21 protein-coding genes and 1 pseudogene are annotated in these 21,496 nt (G+C 41.6%); 6 read left to right on the top strand and 16 right to left on the bottom strand.

Features of this window, described 5'->3' with window-relative positions; all coding sequences use genetic code 11:
• Positions 1 to 61: 61 nt before the first annotated feature.
• The gene (locus tag RM049_RS12300; RefSeq protein ID WP_322704358.1) at positions 62 to 1,858 is read left to right on the top strand and encodes an RNA-binding domain-containing protein; all 1,797 of its coding nucleotides are present in this window, start codon (positions 62 to 64) and stop codon (positions 1,856 to 1,858) included.
• 252 nt (positions 1,859 to 2,110) lie between these two features.
• Here the strand turns inward: RM049_RS12300 and RM049_RS12295 are convergent, their stop codons facing one another.
• Complete coding sequence (locus tag RM049_RS12295) at positions 2,111 to 3,031, bottom strand: alpha/beta hydrolase (RefSeq protein WP_322704353.1); 921 nt, start codon at positions 3,029 to 3,031, stop codon at positions 2,111 to 2,113.
• A 314-nt stretch (positions 3,032 to 3,345) separates the two neighbouring features.
• Between RM049_RS12295 and RM049_RS12290 the strand changes: the two genes are divergently transcribed.
• Complete coding sequence (locus RM049_RS12290) at positions 3,346 to 3,666, top strand: hypothetical protein (RefSeq protein WP_322704352.1); 321 nt, start codon at positions 3,346 to 3,348, stop codon at positions 3,664 to 3,666.
• Here RM049_RS12290 and RM049_RS12285 read toward each other — a convergent pair.
• Positions 3,641 to 4,057, bottom strand: a complete 417-nt coding sequence (locus tag RM049_RS12285) for a hypothetical protein (RefSeq protein WP_322704351.1) — start codon at positions 4,055 to 4,057, stop codon at positions 3,641 to 3,643. The genes RM049_RS12290 and RM049_RS12285 overlap by 26 nt on opposite strands.
• 418 nt (positions 4,058 to 4,475) lie before the next feature.
• Here RM049_RS12285 and RM049_RS12280 point away from each other — a divergent pair, with 418 nt between their 5' ends.
• Positions 4,476 to 5,099, top strand: coding sequence for a Uma2 family endonuclease (locus RM049_RS12280; protein ID WP_322704350.1), 624 nt, complete (start codon positions 4,476 to 4,478; stop codon positions 5,097 to 5,099).
• On the opposite strand, the gene RM049_RS12275 is transcribed toward RM049_RS12280, so the two are convergent.
• The 3 genes from RM049_RS12275 to RM049_RS12265 all read right to left on the bottom strand — a co-directional run bounded on the left by RM049_RS12275 (position 5,094) and on the right by RM049_RS12265 (position 8,662).
• Positions 5,094 to 7,775, bottom strand: coding sequence for a U32 family peptidase (locus RM049_RS12275; RefSeq protein WP_322704349.1), 2,682 nt, complete (start codon positions 7,773 to 7,775; stop codon positions 5,094 to 5,096). The two genes, RM049_RS12280 and RM049_RS12275, sit on opposite strands and share 6 nt — an antisense overlap.
• An 87-nt stretch (positions 7,776 to 7,862) precedes the next feature.
• Positions 7,863 to 8,294 carry an HNH endonuclease signature motif containing protein gene (locus tag RM049_RS12270; protein ID WP_322704348.1) on the bottom strand — a complete coding sequence of 144 codons (432 nt, stop codon included), beginning with the start codon at positions 8,292 to 8,294 and terminating at the stop codon, positions 7,863 to 7,865.
• A gap of 5 nt (positions 8,295 to 8,299) precedes the next feature.
• Entirely contained in the window at positions 8,300 to 8,662 is a 363-nt protein-coding gene (locus tag RM049_RS12265) for a hypothetical protein (protein WP_322704347.1), read from the bottom strand.
• Positions 8,663 to 8,897: 235 nt separating this feature from the next.
• Here RM049_RS12265 and RM049_RS12260 point away from each other — a divergent pair, with 235 nt between their 5' ends.
• Complete coding sequence (locus RM049_RS12260) at positions 8,898 to 10,274, top strand: hypothetical protein (RefSeq protein WP_322704346.1); 1,377 nt, start codon at positions 8,898 to 8,900, stop codon at positions 10,272 to 10,274.
• 42 nt (positions 10,275 to 10,316) lie between these two features.
• Here the strand turns inward: RM049_RS12260 and RM049_RS39275 are convergent, their stop codons facing one another.
• The 9 genes and pseudogenes from RM049_RS39275 to RM049_RS12220 form a co-directional block, all read right to left on the bottom strand.
• Positions 10,317 to 10,481: a putative toxin-antitoxin system toxin component, PIN family gene (locus RM049_RS39275; RefSeq protein ID WP_416212635.1), complete on the bottom strand. Its 165-nt coding sequence runs from the start codon at positions 10,479 to 10,481 to the stop codon at positions 10,317 to 10,319.
• A 241-nt stretch (positions 10,482 to 10,722) separates the two neighbouring features.
• Positions 10,723 to 10,950: a hypothetical protein gene (locus tag RM049_RS12255; RefSeq protein ID WP_322704345.1), complete on the bottom strand. Its 228-nt coding sequence runs from the start codon at positions 10,948 to 10,950 to the stop codon at positions 10,723 to 10,725.
• A 75-nt stretch (positions 10,951 to 11,025) separates the two neighbouring features.
• A pseudogene (locus RM049_RS12250) lies at positions 11,026 to 11,181 on the bottom strand (AbrB family transcriptional regulator); the annotation flags it as partial.
• 44 nt (positions 11,182 to 11,225) lie between these two features.
• Positions 11,226 to 12,140 carry a nucleotidyl transferase AbiEii/AbiGii toxin family protein gene (locus RM049_RS12245; protein WP_322704344.1) on the bottom strand — a complete coding sequence of 305 codons (915 nt, stop codon included), beginning with the start codon at positions 12,138 to 12,140 and terminating at the stop codon, positions 11,226 to 11,228.
• A gap of 162 nt (positions 12,141 to 12,302) precedes the next feature.
• Positions 12,303 to 13,706: a ferredoxin:protochlorophyllide reductase (ATP-dependent) subunit N gene (locus tag RM049_RS12240; RefSeq protein ID WP_322672299.1), complete on the bottom strand. Its 1,404-nt coding sequence runs from the start codon at positions 13,704 to 13,706 to the stop codon at positions 12,303 to 12,305.
• Positions 13,707 to 13,882: 176 nt separating this feature from the next.
• Positions 13,883 to 14,671 carry a DUF5331 domain-containing protein gene (locus RM049_RS12235; RefSeq protein WP_322704343.1) on the bottom strand — a complete coding sequence of 263 codons (789 nt, stop codon included), beginning with the start codon at positions 14,669 to 14,671 and terminating at the stop codon, positions 13,883 to 13,885.
• A gap of 32 nt (positions 14,672 to 14,703) precedes the next feature.
• Positions 14,704 to 15,570, bottom strand: coding sequence for a ferredoxin:protochlorophyllide reductase (ATP-dependent) iron-sulfur ATP-binding protein (bchL, locus tag RM049_RS12230; protein ID WP_292774821.1), 867 nt, complete (start codon positions 15,568 to 15,570; stop codon positions 14,704 to 14,706).
• Between the two features lie 695 nt (positions 15,571 to 16,265).
• Positions 16,266 to 16,520 (bottom strand): TIGR02450 family Trp-rich protein, encoded by a 255-nt coding sequence (locus tag RM049_RS12225; protein ID WP_322672297.1) that lies wholly within the window; start codon positions 16,518 to 16,520, stop codon positions 16,266 to 16,268.
• 62 nt (positions 16,521 to 16,582) lie between these two features.
• Positions 16,583 to 16,957, bottom strand: a complete 375-nt coding sequence (locus RM049_RS12220) for a hypothetical protein (RefSeq protein WP_322704342.1) — start codon at positions 16,955 to 16,957, stop codon at positions 16,583 to 16,585.
• A 193-nt stretch (positions 16,958 to 17,150) separates the two neighbouring features.
• On the opposite strand from RM049_RS12220, the gene RM049_RS12215 reads away from it, so the two are divergent.
• Positions 17,151 to 17,300 carry a hypothetical protein gene (locus tag RM049_RS12215; protein WP_322704341.1) on the top strand — a complete coding sequence of 50 codons (150 nt, stop codon included), beginning with the start codon at positions 17,151 to 17,153 and terminating at the stop codon, positions 17,298 to 17,300.
• Positions 17,301 to 17,662: 362 nt separating this feature from the next.
• On the opposite strand, the gene RM049_RS12210 is transcribed toward RM049_RS12215, so the two are convergent.
• The gene (locus tag RM049_RS12210) at positions 17,663 to 18,211 is read right to left on the bottom strand and encodes a hypothetical protein (protein ID WP_322704340.1); all 549 of its coding nucleotides are present in this window, start codon (positions 18,209 to 18,211) and stop codon (positions 17,663 to 17,665) included.
• Positions 18,212 to 18,467: 256 nt separating this feature from the next.
• Positions 18,468 to 18,707 (bottom strand): hypothetical protein, encoded by a 240-nt coding sequence (locus RM049_RS12205; protein WP_322704339.1) that lies wholly within the window; start codon positions 18,705 to 18,707, stop codon positions 18,468 to 18,470.
• A gap of 89 nt (positions 18,708 to 18,796) precedes the next feature.
• On the opposite strand from RM049_RS12205, the gene clpB reads away from it, so the two are divergent.
• Positions 18,797 to 21,415: an ATP-dependent chaperone ClpB gene (clpB, locus tag RM049_RS12200; RefSeq protein ID WP_322704338.1), complete on the top strand. Its 2,619-nt coding sequence runs from the start codon at positions 18,797 to 18,799 to the stop codon at positions 21,413 to 21,415.
• Positions 21,416 to 21,496: the final 81 nt, after the last annotated feature.

Genomic DNA, 21,496 nt, shown 5'->3' with positions numbered 1-21,496 from the left:
AAACTAATATATCTTCTTGAAAAACTCCAGTTCTCAAGGTGGATGAGGTTTAACTCCAGAAATACTTATAAAACTCATAGGTGATGGCGAAACTCTGACTGTAGAGTTTAAGAGCGATCGCAAACCACTACCTGAGAACGAATTGGTAGAAGCTGTAGTATGCCTTGCTAACAAGCATGGTGGCAAACTAGTTATTGGTGTGGAGGATGATGGCTGTATAACAGGCTTAAATCAAAAGCTTGTAGAATGTTCTCCAGGTTTGTTGTCTGCTTTGATAGCAAGTAAAACAACACCATCTCTGTCTGTAGAAACGGCAATGATTGATTTGCCTGAAGGACGCGTGGCTGTGATAAACGTACCCACTGCACCGCAATTGGTATCAACAAGCAATGGTCGAACGCTGATACGTCGATTAGATACGCGCGGAAAACCTCAATGCCAACCACTTTATCCCAGTGAAATAGATAGTTGGTATGCTGACCGAGGTCAGCGTGATGTGACAGCACGGCAGATAACTGGAACTACCTGGGATGACCTTGATCCACTTGAATTTGTTCGTCTCCGGCGATTGCTAAGTGAATATCGTGGCGATATATCGCTTCAAGATTTATCCGATCGGGAATTAGCACAAGCTTTGGGTTTTGTACGGGGAGATGATTTAGTACCAACACTTGCAGGTTTACTTGTTATTGGGCGAGAAAGTGTCTTGATTGAGCAAGTTCCGACGCACGAAGTAGCTTTTCAAGTGTTAAGGGGTCAAGATGTTGCAATCAATGAATTTTACCGTTGGCCTTTATTGCGCGTTTTTGAGCGCATTATGGAAGCATTTAGCTTGCGAAATGAAGAAAATGAATTAACAGTTGACCTCTTTCGTGTAGGTGTTCCGGCTTACGATCCACGTGCATTTCGAGAAGCTGTTAATAATGCACTTACCCACCGCGATTACAATCGTATAGGAGCAGTTCATATTCAGACACACGATGATGCGTTAGTTATCAGAAATCCAGGAGGTTTTGTTGAAGGCATTCAATTGGATTCTTTATTAGTTAGCGGCCCTTTACCAAGAAATCCATTACTCGCTGATATCTTCAAGCGAATAGGTTTGGTAGAACGTACTGGTCGTGGAATTGGACTTATATATTCTGGTCAATTACGCACTGGACATCCACTGCCAGATTATTCCGCTACTACCAATTCAAATGTCATCGTTCGGCTACCTGGTGGAAAAGCTGATTTAGATTTTGTGAAAATTATTTTAGCTGAGGAGAGGCGACTAAAACGGCTGCTTACCTTGGATGAACTAATACTCCTCAATTATCTTAGGCAAGAAGGAGAAATAAATATCGTTGAAGCAGGGCGTCTGACTCAAAAAGGAGAAGCTCATGCTCGCCATCTCCTTGAGGAATTAATGGAGAATGGTCTGGTAGAACGTATCAAAACCGCAAAACAGCGCGAGTACCATCTGAGTGCATCTGTTTATCGTCAAATGGGTCGTCCAGAAGCATATATTCGCCGTCGTGGGTTTGATCAACTACAGAGAGAACAGATGATTGTGCAGTACATCAAGACCAATGGACGTATTACACGAGGACAAACAGCAGAATTATGTCGCATCAATCGTAATCAGGCAAGATACTTACTAGGTAAACTTGCTGGTCGAGATATTTTAAAGCATATGGGTATCGGAGGGCGTAGTGGCTACTATATCTTGAGCGAAGACGCAAAGGCATCTATAAGCCTGACTGAAGAAGCAAAGATACCTGCAAGTGATGACTCAAAAGTAAGTAATTTAAAACCCTCGGATACAAAATCGCAGCCTGAGCAAAAAGCGCCAATACAGCTTAAGCTTGATTTGTAAATACCGACTCTAATTTTACCGTATTTGCGATAAAAATATCTTGAACCTTGAAAATTTTTAGACTTTTGTTGAACTTTAATTCATCATCTTGGGTCAACAATCCTACAACAATATTCGTATCAACTGCGACTATGCAATAAATTCTTTACACCTTGGCATATTGCATTATTCATATCCTTAAGCTTTGTGGCTACGACGCGCTACGTCTATGCATTGCTTGACGGTAGAGTAATTAAGCCTCTGTACTGAAAGCTAAGAACTAGGAAACTCTAACTCACCGCTTCCCCGTCCTAACTGCACTACCTCAGATGGTAGGTGTCGCTCCAACCAATCTTCTAAATCAGCTAGTACCTCGCGATAATTGAGGTCACTCTGAATCTCATGATAGGCTCCCGGATACTCAATTCTCAGCTTATCTTTGCAGTTTACCCGTTGGTAAAAAATATCGCTTCCTGCTGGCAAAGCCACTTGGTCTGCGCCACCATGCAGAATCAACAATGGTAATTGCCAATCACCTGCGTGAGCATTAATCCAATCAACTGTTGCAAAGAATTCTGTAGCTAAACGGGCAGTAGCAAGGGTATGTCGCAGTGTATCCTGAGCGATCGCAGCTAAAATCTGCGGATCTCGTGAAGCAGTACTGATGTCAATACCTGTATTCAGTGTGAAACGCGGCCACACCCGTGAGAGCATTTTTCCTAAAAGTACCCGAATCGGTGAAACTCCAACTTTCCCCAAGGTTGGCGCAAGAGCGATCGCACCCTGCAATAATGATGCTTGTTGGGGATAGCGCAGAATGTAATCTAAGACAATCACCGCGCCTAAACTGTGACCCAAGAGAAAAACTGGACATCCAGAATTCTGAGTCTGGATTAACTGTAAAAAGGCTCCCAAGTCTTCACGAAACTCACTCCAAGCGTTGATATAGCCTTGCTGACCCGGTGAGCGTCCATGACCGCGCAAGTCTAAGGCATAGACAGCGTATTGCTTGGGTATCAACTGCTCAATTATATTACTGTAGCGATCGCTGTGCGCTCCAAGTCCATGCACAATGGCTAATATTGCCCGGACTTTACCCTCTGGATGCCAGCTTTGGTAATACAGTTCAAGTCCTCCAACACCTGTAAATCTGCCTTCTTTACGAGAAGCTAGGCGATCGCTATGGTCAATCATAAGGTTAATTTTTTACGTATTTTCCCAACAAGCTACTAAAAAGTCAACATTTATAGTAATTACAGTTAATTGAGTTACCCTCATCTATTTAAAGTATCTTGAAAATAATTCCCCAACTTCTAACCGCGGGTTGGTTAATCATATAACCTCAAGAATTACGATTATTTTATGAATTCAAAGAGGGTGTTATCAAAAGTTCTTCTAACGAGTCAGTTCAAGAAGACTTAGCTGATGGGGCAACTTCCGAAGTTCATAGCGACTCAAAATCTAGCCATCAGCAAGAAAATAGAACACAATCAGAAACTTTGCCAGCCTTGAGTACCGCCGCAATCAAGCGGGTAAAAGAGGGTGTAGCTGCGGCTAGCAATGGCGCTGTTCGCCAAATTATCGAAAAAACTCTTAATCGCCTCAAAGCTATAAGTCAAGGGTATTCCGAACCTAGAGCCAACTCCGGGCTGCGTCGCTTTGTAATGCGATCGCTCATCCATTCCTTTTTCAAAGTAACCGTCGAACACCTCGACAGGATACCTCAAAAACCTGCAATTCTAGCAGTCAATCATCTCCACCACATCGATCCCTTACTCCTTTTAGCTGAAGTACGGAGCTTTTTCAGAAATCAAATACTAGTCCTATAGCTTGCTCGTATCCTTCTCTATTACCTTTTTTCTTTAACTCCTGTGCTTCTTGAAATAGCTTGACTCCCTGTTGATATAACTTTTGCTGCTCTGGATTCAAAGGAATTGACGGGGTAGAGGCTGGCTGCTGTGCAATATATATTTTCTGGTGATTCTGATAGCTTCTCAGTAATACTTGCTTATCTCCAGCTTCTAAAGACGGGAAATTATCTCGATATTTATTTAATAAATTTTCTGGCGATCGCTTTGGTGAATAGTTCTGTAAATCACCAAACTTTGCATCCACCGTATCAGATAACAAAACCACACCCAGCAACGCAGTTAAACTATAACGATAAACACGAGAAAATGAGCAGCAAAAATTGCGCTTAAACTTAGCGATTTTGTTCATGCTGAAGCCTCAATAACCTATGAGTTACTTGAGTTTAGATATTTATGGTTGAATTATTTTACAGATATCAATTATCAATTTTGTTCTTGAGGTTTAAGTCTCTCATAAACAAAGTGGAACGCTTTGGTGACAGGTTTAAATCCCTCACCATACGCCTGATAATTGTTTGCTGGTTTAATAAATCTCTTTCTGATTCCAACGTTGAGTTTATAACGTTCATTGACCTGAATTGACATTGTTTCCAAAATAGAAACAAAATTTTGCCAAATCTTTCGGATTCCTTGTTTTGGCGTTCTCTACCGAGATTTTATCTGGATTTAGATCCCCGATTTCTTGAAGAAGCCGCATATCTGAGGGTCAACTGATGTGATACGAAGTAATTTTGTTAAACTCTAAACCAGAGTCAGGAGTAAGTGTGATGTTTCAAGCCTTACCAAAAACGATCGCTTTTGAAGAATTCCTCAATTGGAAGCCAGACGGCGGATGTTATGAACTACACGATGGGGTAATTGTTGAAATGCAGCCAGTAGGAGATCATGAAGAGATTAATGGTTTTTTAGCGGGTGAAATCACTTTAGAGTTCAAACGATTAAAACTTCCATACCTCATACCCAAGCAAGCGCTGGTTAAGGTTCCTGACAAAGAATCAGGTTATTCGCCTGATGTGATAGCGATCAATCAAAAGAATCTTTCAGCAGAACCGATGTGGAAAAAGTCTTCAACGGTTACTCAAGCTGCGTCGGTTCCACTAGTTATTGAAGTCGTCAGTAGTAATTGGAGGGATGATTATGCATCCAAGCTGGTTGACTACGAAACTTTTGGCGTTCCTGAATACTGGATTATTGATTATTTAGCTTTGGGCGGTAGAAGGTACATAGGTAATCCCAAACAACCTACTATTTCCATCTATTATTTAGTGGACGGTGAGTATCAAGTTAACCTATTTCGGGGTAATGACCGGATTGTATCGCCCACTTTCCCAGAATTTAATTTGACCGCCGAACAGATTTTTCAAGCTGGGCGTTCAGAAAATCAATTATGAGCGCAGTGCTGATACTCCCATAGGGCCACGAGTCACACCCAGTTGATTTTGCAACTTCAACTCGCGCCAGAGTTGGGAACCTGTAATCTCACCTTGCAATAATTGACTATAAAAATGTATTGTTTTACTCACTTGTTCTGGTGTTTCATTCACAAATTCGATGCGAAACTGACGTAATCCCAGTTCTATGAGGCGCTGTACGTACTCGGCTCCCGTTTGAGCAGTGCCGTTAAATACAGTATTTCGGCAACCTACATCTGCTTTAATAACGTGTTCGCTACCTACACGGTCTTTTAATTTCACTTCCTGTTTTTCACAAGGTCGTCCACAGTTAGTATAGTCTGTACCCGTTGAGAGAAAGGCGCAAAAAACACAATGCTCCATGTGAAACATCGGTATATGCTGATGGATTGTTACCTCAAACCACTGGGGTGGACAACTAGTGAGCAGGTCTTGTAGTTGGGTAATATTCAGGTCATAAGATGCCGTCAGCCGTTCTAAACCAAAGTGTTGCTGAAAGTAGTCTGCTGTTAAGGGATTAGCAACGTTGAGCGAAAAATCTCCGATACAACGGTCTGCTGCAAAGAATTGCAATTGGTCATAATTTCGTATCAGATAGCCATCCGCTTCCGAGGCGCGTACTTGCTGCAAAATCCAATTTTCTCCCGGTTTGGTAATTCGGGGTGGTGCAACCCAAATTGTGGGGAGTTGGGAATTAGGAGTTAGGAGTGCTGAGTTATCAGTTAAAAGTGAAGAATTTTCTGCTTTGTTTTTTTGCTGTTGCTGGCGCACCATTTGCACTGCTTCTTGGTAGGCACGGGGGTCTTCAAATTCACAATACAGTGTTTCAATACCAGCTTTGAGGGCGGCTTGGAGTTGCTTGAGATTTCGTACTAGGACGATGAGTGAAGGAAATGTAGCTTTAGCTTCCCGCAGGGTGGGAGATGAGGGGAGTAAGTTTTGGAAAGAGACATCAGAAGCTAATTGCCAGCGTTTGGGTTGACTTCGCAATTCTTCCAACTGTGCTACGATTTCCCGCCGCATCCGGTTCAACTCACTTACGGGTAGCATAATAGCGCCGCTGAGGCGGTTGGTTAGTGTTCCTAAACAGAAAGGGGTGTTACCGAGACGACCGAATTGTTCTTTTAAACGGTCTGTATCTAGTGGTTTGGTGTGCGCTTCAACTAGAGAAGTTGCAGATTCTACCTGTACAATATTACCGAGTTGATCGCGGGCGATCGCAATCAATGCCTGACCAACTTCTCCATAAACCTCTACATCAATCGGACGTTGAAATTGAGGATTCTCGCCAGCAAAACTCTGCCGCAATTGCTTATCGAGTTCTGGATCGCTGGTTTTCCAAATGCGATCGCCTATATGCACTCGGCGCAGGTTCAAGTCATTTCGCCCAAATGTCAGCATGGTTTCTTTACCTTTGGATACCACAGCATAAACCCGGCCGCCTTCTTCCTTCGCCTCTGGATGACCGCAGTCAAACACAATTCCATCTCCCGGTTTTACAGGCGCTTCCAGTTTGACTGTTACCTGTTCGTTGTGAATGCGGCTGACTTCACCTAAATAAACCCCACGTTTTTTGCCAAAGCGGGCGTGAACTAATTCCTGATTATTAATCCCGCCAAACCAGCCCGTGTAGAGTCCGCGAGAAAATGCCATTTCTAGGTTGTAATGTTCTTGGTCTGATTGACCTCTCTCCCAGTCTCTCTCTGTTGGCGTAAGCCTGCCGTTAGGCATAGCAAAGATGGGAGCTTTTATTCCCCCTTCCCTAGTAGGGAAGGGGGTTAGGGGGTTAGGTCTTTCCAATTCCGTCATTACACTATCCAAAGCTTGCCGATAAACACGGGTAACATTAGCAACATACTCTGGAGCTTTCAGACGACCTTCAATTTTGAGACAAGTTACTCCTGATTTCACCAAATCGGGCAGAACGTCTAACCCTGCTAAGTCTTGAGGACTGAGTAAATATTTGCGATCTTTTAAATTCACAACTTCCCCATCGGCGATTAAATCGTAGGGCATCCGGCAAGCTTGGGCACATTCACCTCGGTTAGCAGAACGTCCGCCTAAAGCTTCGCTAGTCAAACACTGACCGGAATACGCTACGCACAAAGCACCGTGAACAAAAACTTCTAAGGGCAGCGAAGTTTCTTGTTGGGCAATCTGCTGCTGAATTTTATTGATTTCTTTGAGAGAACATTCACGTGCCAGCACCACCAATTGACAGCCAAGAGATTTGGCAAATTCGACTCCAGCCGCACTGGTAATTGTCATTTGCGTGGAAGCATGGATGGGAAAATCGGGGGAAAGTTGACGGATGAGACGGCATATACCAATATCTTGAACGATCGCTGCATCCACACCAGCTGCAATAATTGTGCGGAGATATTGCTGTGCTTCTGCTAGTTCTTTGGGAAATATGAGTGTGTTGACAGTGACATAACCCTTTACGCCCCGACGGTGCAGGAATGTCATCAATTGAGGTAAGTCCGCCTCAGTAAAGTTTTGTGCCCGCATTCTGGCGTTAAACCGATCCAAACCGAAGTAAATCGCATCTGCCCCATTTTCCACAGCAGCTTTAGCACATTCCCAATTACCTGCTGGCGCAAGTAGTTCAGGACGTTGAAGGGAAGGTTGGGAAGGGGAGCGATCGCTTTTCATTAGATTTAGGGAGGTTTAACTAGCACCATAGTGATTTTATCGAAGTTATTGGGGGATGGAGCGATCGCTCTTTCATCTGCGGTTCATTCAATCTTCTGGAGGATGCCAACCCGCAAGTACCCAATAACTATGAACTTCTAGTGCATCTGCATCATCACTCAAATGTAGAACTGCAACAGTTGCTCTACCAGTCGGCGTTTTGCCAACAATACGTACACCATCTTCACTCCAGCCAAAATGCTTAAACCAGACTTGAGTACGAGGGTTAAATAGCTTTACCGTTTCGCTCGTCTCTGGATCAAACCCTGTAGTTTTATCACTTTTGTAGCGATTACATAGGGGACAAGCTAACCACAAGTTTGATTCATCATTGCTACCATTTTTAGATATGGGAATAATATGTTCGATTTCCAAACGTGCCATTACTAAACGCTGAGGACTCAAACAATAACCACATCGGTTTCTAGCAGCACTGCGGACACGACGTTCTATTTCTACAGAAATGTAAAAACGGGCCATTGTTATTAATTGAGGGCGGGTTTCAAACCGCGTTCAACAGCTACTTTTAAAGCTCTTGCTTTACTTACTAAGCCATGTCGATAGACCTGCATGAGTTCATCTAGTTGACGAACTTCTGCATCATTCAACTGTCCCTCTCGATGACGCGCTTGCAAGTCACTGAAAACCTCTTGCTGCTCAGTTTCCATCTGCATATCGCACATAGCCAAAATCCGATCGTCCGGTAGAGACTCCAGAGGTAGTTCGGTAATGGCGCGGTCAATGCATTCTAGTAATACATCTTCAAGTCGCCGATGTGTAAAAGCAGCGATTTCCTTTGCTTTTTGTGCCAGTGTTTCAGGGAGTTGAAGGGTGACAATTTCAGCCATTTTCTACCTACTTGCTTTTACTTATGATTGTATCTGCGATCGCTCTGCATCTTCTGGTTAAAAAGAGCGATCGTTTTTCTTTATTAGCGTGGACGGTTCGTTAAAAAGAGCGATCGCTATTGCATAAACTACAACTCAAATTGGGAATATTAAGTGAAGCGCAGGTATTTGCTGCGTATAAGTGGCTTGCTATAAAACATCAGACTGCTGATGCTTTACCAAATAGGAGAAGATTATGGACGCACTTACATTAACTTTTGCACTTGCTCCTCACATTGTTAGGGGGTTAGCTAGTGGTATATATGTACGCAATGGTGGTGTAATTCAGTATGCTGTAACGAAACAAGTTGTTGCTTGGTTAAGAGATTTAGCGCCTACGCCAACTAGTTCTTCTAACAATTTACTTCACCTTGCTTTCTCCAGTGCAAATCTTGTTGCTTCTGGGGCAAATACTGCTGCTACAAGACAAGGGTTAGCTGATGTCAGTGGACGCTTAAATGGAGTTGAACAAACAAGTTTAGGTAACATAGCTGTTTCAGGGGTAAATCTGATTGGAACAGTCGCTAATGCGGCTATTTCTGGGAAAGGCTTCGCCGATGTCAATGGACATTTAGGTGGGATTGAAAATCAGTTAGGGGAAATTGGGCAGAATATGCAATTAACTCAAGGTTTTTTGCAAGTAACTACTGCTGCTAGCGTACTTAATCTAGGTGTTTCAGTAATGGGCTTTGCTGTAATAGCACAGCGTCTCAATGAGATAGAAAACCTATTAAAACAAGCAGGAGAATTGTTAAATAAAATTAATCGCAAAATTGACCTGAGTTTCTATGCTAACTTCCATGCTGGAATAGAATTAGCACTTAATGCCTTCACGATGACTAAACCTGAAAACCGTAGAAGCAGTGCCTTACAAGCTATCAATCGCTTCTTAGAAGCAGAACATATTTACAAAGATTACACAGTTAATGAACTTTCCCAGAAAAGCCCAATTATTGACAAATATATACTGACATTATCTCTAGCCTATATTGCGGAAGCACGTTGTCATTTAGAACTAGAAGAACATGAAACAGCGCTTCGTCGTTTTAAAGAAGGGGGAAAATTTCTCAGGTTGCTGCTTCAAAAATATATTGAACTCATGCTTACTTCTAATCCAGCAGCATACTTACATCCTCAGTTTAAAGGTCAGATTGATTTGTATAAACTAACCCAAATTTACCAATGGATTGATCCGAGTTTTAATGAGAATAAAGTTTTCGAGATGCAACGCGAGAATATGTTTAAACTAACTCAAAGTCATGATGAATGGCTATCTTCCCTTCCATCAGCAATTGTAGATCGTAGTGAAATTCAATGGGGCATATTCGGAGGAAATCCTACACCATTCACAAAGAGATTTGAAAAAGAAGCTTACAAACGTCTTCCCCAAGTATTTGAAGTAATGGAATCTATGATTGAAACCAATCGCCGCTTTGAATCTTACCAAACAGAATTGCAAGCAATATCCCAATTAGGAATCAGCTTTCATGATTGGCTTAAATTAACTCCGTCTACAGAAATTAAACCAGACGGTGCAGAATTAATGTATATTATTCCATCTAAACCTTTATAGTTACAGCTTCCCATGTGAAAGAAGTACAGGATTAAAGATGAATTAATCAAGGTCAAGAAAGTCTCTGGGAGTAATAATCTGATTTTGATATTCGGCTAGGGTTTTGAGTGATAAAAAGTCTTGATATCCTGTGATTAAAAATTTTGCATTGGCATCTTTAGCAAGTTCTAAAAATTTGTTGTCCTCCGGATCTCTATAGGTGTTTATTTAAGATTTTATTTCTATAAATTGACTATACTTTTTAACTATGTCCAAAAAATCTTGTCGGTCTTCGTCTGAGATATATTTATCGAACTTAGGTTTATAAATTCGTGTGTTTAATTCTTGATAAGTTTCATCGCTTTGAGCAATTTTAAATTATTTATAGACTTTATCTAGGGCTTTACAGGCTGTTCCATTAGGACTTAAAGCAGCACTAAGTAAAACATTTCTGTCAATGACAATTAGTTTATGATTCATCGGCGAGTAATTCTTCTAGAGTTTCTTCGGTTAATCCTTCGGCTTGAGCATTTCTGCCGATTTTGTCAAAAACACTAAGTAAATCTTCATCTTTATTATTTGAAGAGGTTTTCTTTATTTCTTGAATAAGTTGTTCTTGTTCTTGTGCGGGAAGTTGTAGGACAAGATTAAGAATTTGCTCGAAGGTTAGGGGGAGTTGATAGGTTTTTTGAGTCATGGGGAGTTCTAGAGTTAGGGAATAGAAATCTGTTAGCTTTTTTAATCAGGTTTGAGCCAGTTTTCTACTTTTAAATCACAATTTCTCTATCCCTTGGCAAATTGCATTATCCATATCCTCAATTTTGGGTTTACCTTGATATTTTAAGCAATCTGCTACATCATCTAATTTAGTTTCTGGAAAAAGTTTCTTAGGCTTTAAAAGAATTCCATCACCTATATCAATAATAATAAAATTTGGCTCGTTTTGTAGTCATGATTGCATTTTAAATTACTTTAATTCATAGATTCAAATTCAACAAGAAGCAAATTTATCCCATCCATTATTATTGGAAATTTTTCTTCAGGTATATTTAATTCATGAAAACATTTATCTCTATATTTTTCTTTTTTGGTAAAGTTAGTGATGGCTTTAACTAATGGCTTTTTTACTTCGTAGCTTTCTTCGGCTTTAGCAATTGCACGTGCGGGGATTTCGTTATTTACACGCAATATTGCTAAGTCAATCAAATCTCTAGATTGTGTACTCGAATCGTTCCATCGGTCAGCATTAGCCATTAGTTTTGATGTAAATCTATCGCTTATACTCAGACAAGGTATTTTTGTCCATTCTGGATAAACAGGAGGGTCTAAAGTAAAAATCCCATTGGCTACAATTTCTATTTTAATAGTTGTTTCATTGACTACAACAAGGAAACGAATACCATATTGATTTATTGTACTGTCGCCTAATTCGATATCTGTTGTACTTTGAAATAATGCCACAATTCCTTCATCGTAAATTAAATTTCTTAAATATCTGTAATTTTCCGTTCCATAAGGGAAGAGGAAATCAATATCTTTACTAAGCCTGTATTCATCATATTCTAAAGCCAAGAGTGTACCACCACCAAAGTATGCATAAGCTTTTTTGAAAACTTCTGGATTGAAAGTATTAAGGATTTTAAGTATATTATTATGATGATCGAGATGAAACATTTCAAAATCCGGTAGTATCCAGGAGTTATATTTTTTTGCTAAATAATGAACAAAATCTTTCTCTTCTTGTTTTAAATTATTGAAGGTAGTTTGATGATGCCAATTGCGTTGATACAATTGAACAATTTCTTTCTCACTCATTTGATATACATTTTTTAGCTGCCAACCAATAGACTCTAGAAATGGTAGCTTTTGTAGATTGAGCTTAAGCATAATTAACTCTAATGGTTGAATTTTCTCCAATTTATGATTTAGCGATATCCACCTGATTGTAACTATTGTTAGGCGATTTTCCTTTGCGCCTTTGTGAGACAAAAAAGGCGAACTTTTTGGGTTCGCCTTAATTATATGCTGTTGCTCAATCCAAACCCAAATCTAAATCTTCGCTTCTTCTCTCACCAACTTATCCCAACCCAAATCTTTCAAATTATTATTCCGACGTAGCGGACGAGTCACCAACTCTAATATGTCACGCGCATTCGTAAAGCCGTGAATTTGAGCAAAAGTGAACTCTACAGACCACTTAGTATTAATACCCCGTGCTTCCAATGGGTTAGCGTGAGCCATACCAGTAATTACCAAATCTGGTTTCAACTCATAAATCCGTTGAAGTTGATTGTAATTATCCGGCTTCTCTACAATCCTTGGCAGAGGTGAATTCATTTCCTGGCAAGTTTTCTCCAACAATGCCAACTCAGCAGCTTGATAGCGCTTATCCATGTAAGGAATACCGATTTCGTGAACAGTCATCCCACAACGGATTAAGAATCTTGCTTGGGAAATCTCCAGCAAGTTATCACCCATGAAGAATACAGACTTACCACGAATCAGTTTCACGTAATCTTCCAAGCCTGCCCAAATTTGGGCTTCCCGTTCATCCAAACCCTTGGGAGTAATACCGAACACCGAGCAAATTTTCTCAATCCAAGCACGGGTTCCATCGGGGCCAATGGGGAAGGGTGCGCCAATGAGTTTACACTTGCGGCGGCGCATCAACGTAGTAGCTGTGCGGCTAAGGAAGGGGTTGACACCAGCGACATAATACCCTTCTTCTAGTACTGGCAATTCTGTGAAGCGCTTTGCGGGTAGCCAGCCGGAAACTTTGATGCCTTGTTTCTTCAGTTCCAAGGTTAACTGAGTCACTACGGGGTCGGGCAGGGAGCCAAAAAGAACTAAGGGTGGATGATCTACGTACTCAGATTCATCTTGGGCGACATCTTCTTTCTTTTTACCGAAGTTGAGCAATTTAGCGATCGCATTCCGTTCACTTTTCTCTGTTTCCGCCACAGGAGCCTTATCAGGGCAACGGTTAGCCATTGCGGCTAATACCGTATCTTCCCCTTGGGTAAAGGCGTAATCTAGACCATTTGCCCGCGCTACAACGATGGGAATCCCGATTTCAGATTCTAGCTTCGGTGCCAAGCCTTCCAAATCGGTTTTGATAATTTCGGTAGTGCAAGTGCCAATCCAGACAATTACACTAGGATTGCGATCGCGTTTAATTTGCAAGCACAACCGCTTTAACTCTTCATAATCATTCAGCTGTGCCGAAATATCGCCCTCTTCCAACTCTGCCATTGCATAGCGGGGTTCAGCAAAAATCATTACCCCCATCGCATTTTGCAGGAAGTAGCCACAAGTTTTTGTCCCAATCACCAAAAAGAAGCTATCTTCAATTTTTTGGTATAACCACGCCACGCAGCTAATTGGGCAAAAAGTATGGTAATTCCCGGTTTCACATTCAAAGTTTAAAGCTTCTGGTTGTTGAGCGACAGTCATTTTGGTTTTTTCTCCCCTTGATATTTAATGGCAGTTCAACCAATTTCAGATTTTAGATTGATAATTTTGGATTGAAGGCTGGGACAACAAAAGTATCCTCTGTCTAACGACAATTTCCCTAATTCCTCATCCAAAACCCCAAATCTAAAATTTAAAATTGCGAAGAACGGCAATAATTAAGCATTGGGGAAGAGGCGGGCAATTTCTGATTCATCAAAAACGCCTGCTGGCAGTTCTTCCCCTAAAAAATCGTTATTTTCTTCAGGCTTTTGTAAAGCTGTTTCATCACCCCAGACATCTGATAACACGTCTTTAAACGCATTCTCATCTAGTGGACTATCTCCAAGTGCTTCTTCTTCATCCAGCTTTACTTCCGTTGCAGCTGTTGTATCGAAGGCAATTTCCCCAAACTCATCTGCTTCTAAACTAGAGCTTTGGAGAGATTCATCTTTTGAGTTGTGTCCGTTGGTTAAGGAAATATCGCCAAAGCCATTTTCCGTTTCTTCCAACTCGCTGATTCCCAGGCTTTCATCCTCAGAATCCACGATTGCGAACTCTTCAACTACCGCCACCGCCGCAAAGCCATTTGTATGAGCGTGTGTCAATGTTTCATCTTCAGGCTTTTCATCAATGACAGATGCTGCTTCTTCTACGTATTTTTCTACATCTTGGTTGACGACGAAGCGATTACCGAGAGCTAAATCTGGGTCAAAATGCAAATCCAGGACTTCAATCAGGGTATCGGCGTCAGGATTGAGTTTGGCAAATGGCAGCATTAACTGCGCTAGTTTTGGCTCTAGGGCGTTAAGAACTCCCAGGATGAGGTAGGAAGGTGGTCGCTTCCCGCCATCAGGGGTGTACACCGATTCCACTTCCATGTGAAGGGTAATCCAGTCTCGATTATTCTGGAAAAATTGCAACCACTTTTGCTTTATTGAATCTGTAAAGCTGTGAAAGAATGCCATGTTATTGTCCCCCATCCTGAGAACTTGGTGATTTATACAATCATCAAGTCTAGTTCCTCTTCTGAATTAGGAACCTGGGGTTTACCCGGATTTAGATAAAAATCGGACAACAAAGAGAACAACTCCCGATCTGGTGAATCATTAGGTACAACACCTTCGGGACGCGCTAGAATTTGGTCGGCGATGTTGAGATAGTAGTCGCAAACGTAGTCTAGGGAAGGATCTTGCTCTGCCATCTCAAACAATGTCTTACCTTTCACACGGGAAACGCGGATATCTTCAATTAAAGGTAGAACTTCTAAAACTGGCATGGGCACTGCTTCTATATATTTTTCAATCAAGTCGCGCTTGGATGTGCGATTGCCAATTAACCCAGCTAAACGCAGTGGGTGAGTTCTTGCTTTTTCGCGGACTGAAGCAGCAATCCGATTAGCCGCAAACAACGCATCAAAGCCGTTGTCTGTAACGATCAGGCAGTAATCTGCATAGTTGAGTGGTGCTGCAAAACCACCGCAAACAACGTCACCCAGAACGTCAAAAAGAATTACATCGTACTCATCAAAGGCGTTGAGTTCTTTAAGTAATTTTACGGTTTCACCGACTACGTACCCGCCACATCCAGCACCCGCAGGTGGGCCACCAGCTTCTACGCAATCAACACCGCCGTAGCCTTTATAAATTACATCTTCCGGCCAGACATCTTCGTAGTGATAGTCCTTTTCTTGGAGGGTGTCGATAATTGTCGGAATCAAAAACCCAGTCAGGGTGAAGGTGCTGTCATGTTTGGGGTCGCAGCCAATTTGCAGCACTTTCTTGCCACGTTTAGCTAGGGCGACGGATATATTACAGCTAGTTGTGGATTTACCGATACCACCTTTTCCGTAGACTGCTAGTTTCACTGTTGTTTCCCTCTTATAGCTTCTTGTCAAACTTGTGGCTCAAACATTTGCCTTCACCTTTCCTGAGATGGCGATGCGTGAGGTCTGTTGATGTCATTATTGGGCAAATTACCTAGAAAAGAAAGTGGCTCCTAATCTGTAAAACAGTCTTAGACGATGAATTCAAGCTTAATTAAATTTATTTAGGTTTTTATGAATTTTAAAGACCTTAAAAGATTTAAAAATAGGTAATAAAAAGTTTTTATTACCTATTTTTATAAAAAGAGTTACAAAAAGCAAAAGCTGAAATCGTTTTTTTTGAATGCTTTTCATAGAATTAGCTAATGTTTTTAGAACCTGTTTTCAAGGCATTGGGGTGCAGGGTTAAGGGGAAACAGAGGTATATACAGCCTGATGCTGGAAATACTACTGCAATTTGCGTTAGCGTAGCTCACCAAAGGTATCGCAGATAATCTGGCAGTTTTCAATCGGTAGAGCAAACCATTTAATTGCTGCTTGAGAGTGAGTTAGTGTGATTTTGTAAAATATTATTAATTTGCAAGATATAGCGTTTCTGGGTTGAGTCCTATGACAGACTTAACCGACTTAACCCCCCTTCCCTACTAGCGTTGGGGAGTAAGATTCAAAGCCTCCTTCCTAAAAGAGAGAGCAATGGAAGTGAGGTTAAAATCTTTTGGCTGTGCGGCTTAAGGCAATTAGGACACCTCAGTTTTAATTTCCTGGATTTCTTGTAATGTTTGCCAACCAGCTTGCCACTGGGAGTTATCTTGTAATAATTTGGCATTTATCCAAAAACGGACTTTAGGATCGCAAGCAGCAACCATTTCGGCGTAAACCCACTTCCCCTGATTTTTCCGATTGACAACTTGGAAATGCCGCCAGCCATCAACTTTTTGCTGTGCTGTCCACTTAGAACCAACTAGGTAAGGAAATTTTTGTTTTTTAGTCATTTGTCATTTGTCATTCGTCATTCGTCATTGGGAAAACACTTTCTTTATTCCCCATTCCCAAATTAAGATGTCACCAAATCACCGTTACGGGTAAACTTCTGGCAATCCAACTCATTATCTTGCTGAACGCATAGCGAAAACCATCTGATATGGCTCCAACAGGTGTTGATGTTGTTGGTAATTTTGCGCTTTTTCTTAGAAAGGCGTTGTCTTACGACTTCATTAGGACAAAGAATTTCTAACGTACCCGTACCATCTTCGTCATTGACGATGCGAAATAGACAGTCTTGCAACATCGCACGGCTGCTACTGTCGAAGAACCGCTTAAATCGCTGTAGCTTTTCCCCTTCAGTCATTTGGCTGATGGGTTTTATTTTCAACAAATCCTCATCCTCTAAGTCAAAGTCATTATCTTCAAAGTCGTAGGGGTCAATCATTTTTAGCATCCACTAGGCGACCTGGGATCGTGGTAACTCTGTATGGGGGCAAGGTAGATTTAATAAATAAGCATCTCTATAGCAATCCGATTTGATTTCTGAATTAATCGTAGGGACTAGGGACTGGGGACTGGGAAGAAGGAATAAAGGTGTACTGAGTTTTTTTCACGCAATCAAATATGAGTCCTATAGAATGTTATCAATATTAATCGAAAAAGCTTTGAGCGTTTCTTTGATGGCTGCTGAATTCAATGAGATTTGGCTTCATGGTATTACTGCTGCGATCGCCATTTACTTTGGCTTTATTGCTACACCAAATTTATTAGAACTGAGTTCCGGGTAAAACCACAATCTTAGCCAGAAATAAATAAAAGTTATATCAAAATTAAGTAAGCGAGCTAGTCATTTCATCGTATTGACTTAATAAAGAATCGTATACCAAATTAAGTATACGATTCTTGATAAAACATAGAACTAAATTGTTTTCTACCCACGACTGGAATGCTTCAGTTGTTCAACCAAGGGATATTAGAGCTAATTACGGGCAGTGTATGCCATACAATTGGCTTTGCTTAAAATTAAGGGGGTACGCCCGTCTTTTTTAGTTACAGCTAGGAAGGAGCAAACATTTTTGTACTAAGCTTTTTGTACTAAGCAGTTTTACCTGTTACACCAAATAGGTTTTTTAGTATAACAGGCGTATACTTACTGCAAACCTAGTTGTTTAGACTGTGATGCTACCAGCGTAATGGCAAACTTAGTCCCTGGCTCAAAGTCTGCAATAGTTGCATTATATTCCAAGGACTGGTTCGCTGGTAAGTAAGATGGCCCCCCGCAAGATACATTTAAATCCGTACCATCTTGAACTTTTAAATTAGAACAGCCATAAATGACTGCTTTATTGCCTTCATTATCGACTTTGCTGATCTGAAGGCTTTTAACAACCCCAGTTACACCCTCAGGCAACTCTATAATAGCTCTTTCAACCCTCAGAGCTTGTGATAACTTCATCGCGTTAGCACTGAAGCTACATCCATCGGCATTGTTAACTATCACAGTTGGTGGTATAACATCGATTTCATTGGGGTCATTTGGATCTGGTATTATTCTTACATCACCTACGACGGTACAATCTGACTTGAAAGGCGCAGTCTGTGAATCTGCAATTGCCATTCTAGGAAAGAAAGTTGCACAAATTACGAGTAAAACAGCAAGAACTCCAAAAATCTTTTTGGAATATTTGAATCGATTCATTATTTTTCCTCCTTAAGTAAGTAGATGTTGAAAAAACCTCTAGCTAAAGGAATATTCAGTAATTTTTTGATTAAATATGCAAATATGCAATTTGATTTTCAAAATTAGATTTTTCTACGGGTGTAGACATCGCCAAAGCACCGCAAAAGTTTTCGGATGACTGGCACGAACACTGATTTCCAGCATTGTTACATTAACTGCTAGTCTCCAACTCAGCACACGCAACACTTTCTCCTCCAGCGCTGTCAAGTAAGCACTATTCGGCTTCTAGGGCGACTCCAAAAACCTCTGTACCGACTCCTAAGCGCTCACTGGAATAAACCCACCTAATGCGATCGCCTACGTGGGCCCTTGCGCCATTGCATACAAGAACGCATCTGCTGACATTCCGCAGACAGGTAATTGAAACCCACATAGGAAAATCGGAACTAGGGGAAAATACCACTTTTACAAGACGTGAACACCGATCTAGGCGATCGCTCCCCTCTTCATACAATATCTATTGAGAGCAGAAATTATCTTTACTTGGTGTTCTGGTGGTAGCCTCTGACAAGCTACTGCACCTTTACGTTCCTGAAAAAGCCTATGCAACCTACTAATCCTAACCAATTTACAGAAAAAGCCTGGGAAGCGATCGCCCATACCCCAGATATTGTTAAACAATATCAACAACAACAAATTGAAAGCGAACACCTAATGAAAGCGCTGCTAGAACAAGATGGTCTAGCAATAGGGATTCTCACAAAAGCGGGTGTTGACCTGCAAAAACTGCGCGATCGCACTGAACAATTTTTTCAACGTCAGCCGAAAGTATCTGGTAATAGTACTTCAGTATACTTAGGACGCAGCTTAGATACACTTCTAGATCGAGCAGACGGATATCGCAAAGAGTTTCAAGACGAATATATTTCAATTGAACACTTATTGTTGGCTTACGCTAAAGATGACCGCTTTGGCAAAGCTTTATTCCAAGAGTTTGGTTTAGACGAAGGCAAACTCAAAAATATTATTAAACAAGTTCGTGGGAGTCAAAAAGTGACCGATCAAAATCCAGAAGGCAAATACGAAGCACTGGAAAAATACGGGCGTGACCTTACAGAAGCCGCGCGTAAAGGTCAACTCGATCCAGTAATTGGACGAGATGATGAGATTCGTCGCACTGTGCAAATTCTTTCTCGCCGCACCAAAAATAATCCTGTGCTAATTGGCGAACCAGGTGTTGGTAAAACTGCGATCGCTGAAGGATTAGCACAACGTATTATCGCAGGTGATGTACCTCAATCCCTCAAAGACCGCAAGCTAATCGCTTTAGATATGGGTGCTTTGATTGCAGGGGCAAAATTCCGGGGTGAATTTGAAGAACGCCTGAAAGCAGTATTAAAGGAAGTTACCGAATCTGGCGGCAATATTGTTTTATTTATTGATGAAATTCACACCGTTGTCGGCGCTGGTGCAACCCAAGGCGCGATGGATGCGGGTAATTTATTGAAACCAATGTTGGCGCGGGGCGAATTGCGTTGTATTGGGGCAACAACGTTGGATGAATACCGCAAATACATCGAAAAAGATGCTGCACTCGAAAGACGTTTCCAGCAGGTTTATGTCGATCAGCCTAGTGTAGAAGATAGTATTTCGATTTTGCGCGGGTTGAGAGAACGTTATGAAAACCACCACGGGGTGAAGATTTCTGATAGTGCTTTAGTTGCCGCCGCCGTATTATCGAGTCGATATATTAGCGATCGCTTCCTACCAGATAAGGCAATTGACTTGGTAGACGAAGCCGCCGCTAGACTGAAAATGGAGATTACCTCCAAACCAGAAGAACTCGACGAAATCGATCGTAAAATTCTGCAATTGGAAATGGAGAAGCTATCGCTGCAAAAAGAAAGCGATGCCGCTTCTCGCGAACGTTTAGGAAGATTGGAAAAAGAAATTGCCGATCTCAAAGAAGAACAAAAAACTCTGAATACTCAATGGCAGTCTGAAAAAGATATCATTGACAAAATTCAGTCTGTTAAAAAAGAGATTGAACAGGTCAATTTAGAGATTCAGCAAGCAGAACGCGACTACGACCTTAACCGCGCTGCGGAGTTGAAATACGGCACTTTAACCAGTTTGCATCGTCAATTGGAAGCAATAGAAGCTGAATTGGCAAACACTCAAAGAAGTGGTAAATCACTATTAAGAGAAGAAGTCACAGAAGGTGATATTGCTGAAATTATTTCTAAATGGACAGGAATTCCGATCAGCAAGTTAGTGGAATCTGAGAAAGAAAAACTGCTGCATTTAGAAGATGAACTCCACCGCCGCGTGGTTGGACAAGAAGAAGCAGTCACAGCTGTAGCGGATTCAATTCAGCGATCGCGCGCTGGATTGGCCGATCCCAATCGTCCCATCGCTAGCTTTATTTTCCTTGGGCCTACGGGTGTAGGTAAAACCGAATTGGCCAAAGCGCTGGCGGCGTATATGTTCGATAGCGAAGATGCGCTGGTGCGAATCGATATGTCAGAGTACATGGAGAAACACGCCGTCTCTCGTTTAATCGGTGCGCCTCCGGGATACGTGGGTTATGAAGAAGGCGGACAACTTACAGAAGCGATTCGTCGCCGTCCTTACTCAGTGATTCTCTTCGACGAAATCGAGAAAGCACACCCCGATGTCTTTAATATCTTCTTGCAAATTCTCGATGATGGTCGCGTCACTGATGCCCAAGGTCATAAGGTGGACTTCAAGAACGCTATTATCATCATGACTAGCAACATCGGTTCGCAGTACATTCTTGATATCGCTGGGGATAACACCCACTACGATGAAATGCGCCGTCGAGTCATGGAAGCAATGCGAAATAGCTTCCGTCCAGAGTTCCTGAACCGGATTGATGAAATCATCATCTTCCACGGTTTAGATAAGAAGGAATTGCGGCAAATTGTGCTGTTGCAAGTGGAAAGATTGCGGCAAAGATTGAGCGATCGCAAAATATCTCTCAAACTATCGGATGCTGCGCTTGACTTTTTAGCAGAAGTAGGGTATGACCCAGTGTATGGGGCGCGTCCATTGAAGCGGGCGATTCAGCGAGAGTTAGAAACTCAAATTGCTAAATCCATCTTGCGCGGCGAATTCAACGACGGCAACACTATCTTTGTAGATGTGCAAAATGAAAGGTTGTCTTTTAGCCGTTTACCAGTTGAAGTCTTTACCGGATAATTACACCTGATAAATCACACACAAAAACCCGTTTTCTCACAGAAAGCGGGTTTTTGAATTATCGAGAGGTATAGCAAGGGA

Source organism: Nostoc sp. DedQUE04, from assembly GCF_034530995.1.
Classification (GTDB): domain Bacteria; phylum Cyanobacteriota; class Cyanobacteriia; order Cyanobacteriales; family Nostocaceae; genus Nostoc.
This window is presented reverse-complemented; position numbering and strand designations above follow the sequence as displayed.

Excerpts from the sequence above, each read along its gene's own strand:
- RM049_RS12295 (WP_322704353.1), bottom strand. The coding sequence starts at position 3,031 with ATGATTGACCATAGCGATCGCCTAGCTTCTCGTAAAGAAGGCAGATTT.
- RM049_RS12285 (WP_322704351.1), bottom strand. The coding sequence starts at position 4,057 with ATGAACAAAATCGCTAAGTTTAAGCGCAATTTTTGCTGCTCATTTTCT.
- RM049_RS12280 (WP_322704350.1), top strand. The coding sequence starts at position 4,476 with ATGTTTCAAGCCTTACCAAAAACGATCGCTTTTGAAGAATTCCTCAAT.
- RM049_RS12275 (WP_322704349.1), bottom strand. The coding sequence starts at position 7,775 with ATGAAAAGCGATCGCTCCCCTTCCCAACCTTCCCTTCAACGTCCTGAA.
- RM049_RS12270 (WP_322704348.1), bottom strand. The coding sequence starts at position 8,294 with ATGGCCCGTTTTTACATTTCTGTAGAAATAGAACGTCGTGTCCGCAGT.
- RM049_RS12265 (WP_322704347.1), bottom strand. The coding sequence starts at position 8,662 with ATGGCTGAAATTGTCACCCTTCAACTCCCTGAAACACTGGCACAAAAA.
- RM049_RS12260 (WP_322704346.1), top strand. The coding sequence starts at position 8,898 with ATGGACGCACTTACATTAACTTTTGCACTTGCTCCTCACATTGTTAGG.
- RM049_RS12255 (WP_322704345.1), bottom strand. The coding sequence starts at position 10,950 with ATGACTCAAAAAACCTATCAACTCCCCCTAACCTTCGAGCAAATTCTT.
- RM049_RS12245 (WP_322704344.1), bottom strand. The coding sequence starts at position 12,140 with ATGCTTAAGCTCAATCTACAAAAGCTACCATTTCTAGAGTCTATTGGT.
- RM049_RS12240 (WP_322672299.1), bottom strand. The coding sequence starts at position 13,706 with ATGACTGTCGCTCAACAACCAGAAGCTTTAAACTTTGAATGTGAAACC.
- RM049_RS12235 (WP_322704343.1), bottom strand. The coding sequence starts at position 14,671 with ATGGCATTCTTTCACAGCTTTACAGATTCAATAAAGCAAAAGTGGTTG.
- RM049_RS12225 (WP_322672297.1), bottom strand. The coding sequence starts at position 16,520 with ATGACTAAAAAACAAAAATTTCCTTACCTAGTTGGTTCTAAGTGGACA.
- RM049_RS12220 (WP_322704342.1), bottom strand. The coding sequence starts at position 16,957 with ATGATTGACCCCTACGACTTTGAAGATAATGACTTTGACTTAGAGGAT.
- RM049_RS12215 (WP_322704341.1), top strand. The coding sequence starts at position 17,151 with ATGTTATCAATATTAATCGAAAAAGCTTTGAGCGTTTCTTTGATGGCT.
- RM049_RS12210 (WP_322704340.1), bottom strand. The coding sequence starts at position 18,211 with ATGAATCGATTCAAATATTCCAAAAAGATTTTTGGAGTTCTTGCTGTT.
- clpB (WP_322704338.1), top strand. The coding sequence starts at position 18,797 with ATGCAACCTACTAATCCTAACCAATTTACAGAAAAAGCCTGGGAAGCG.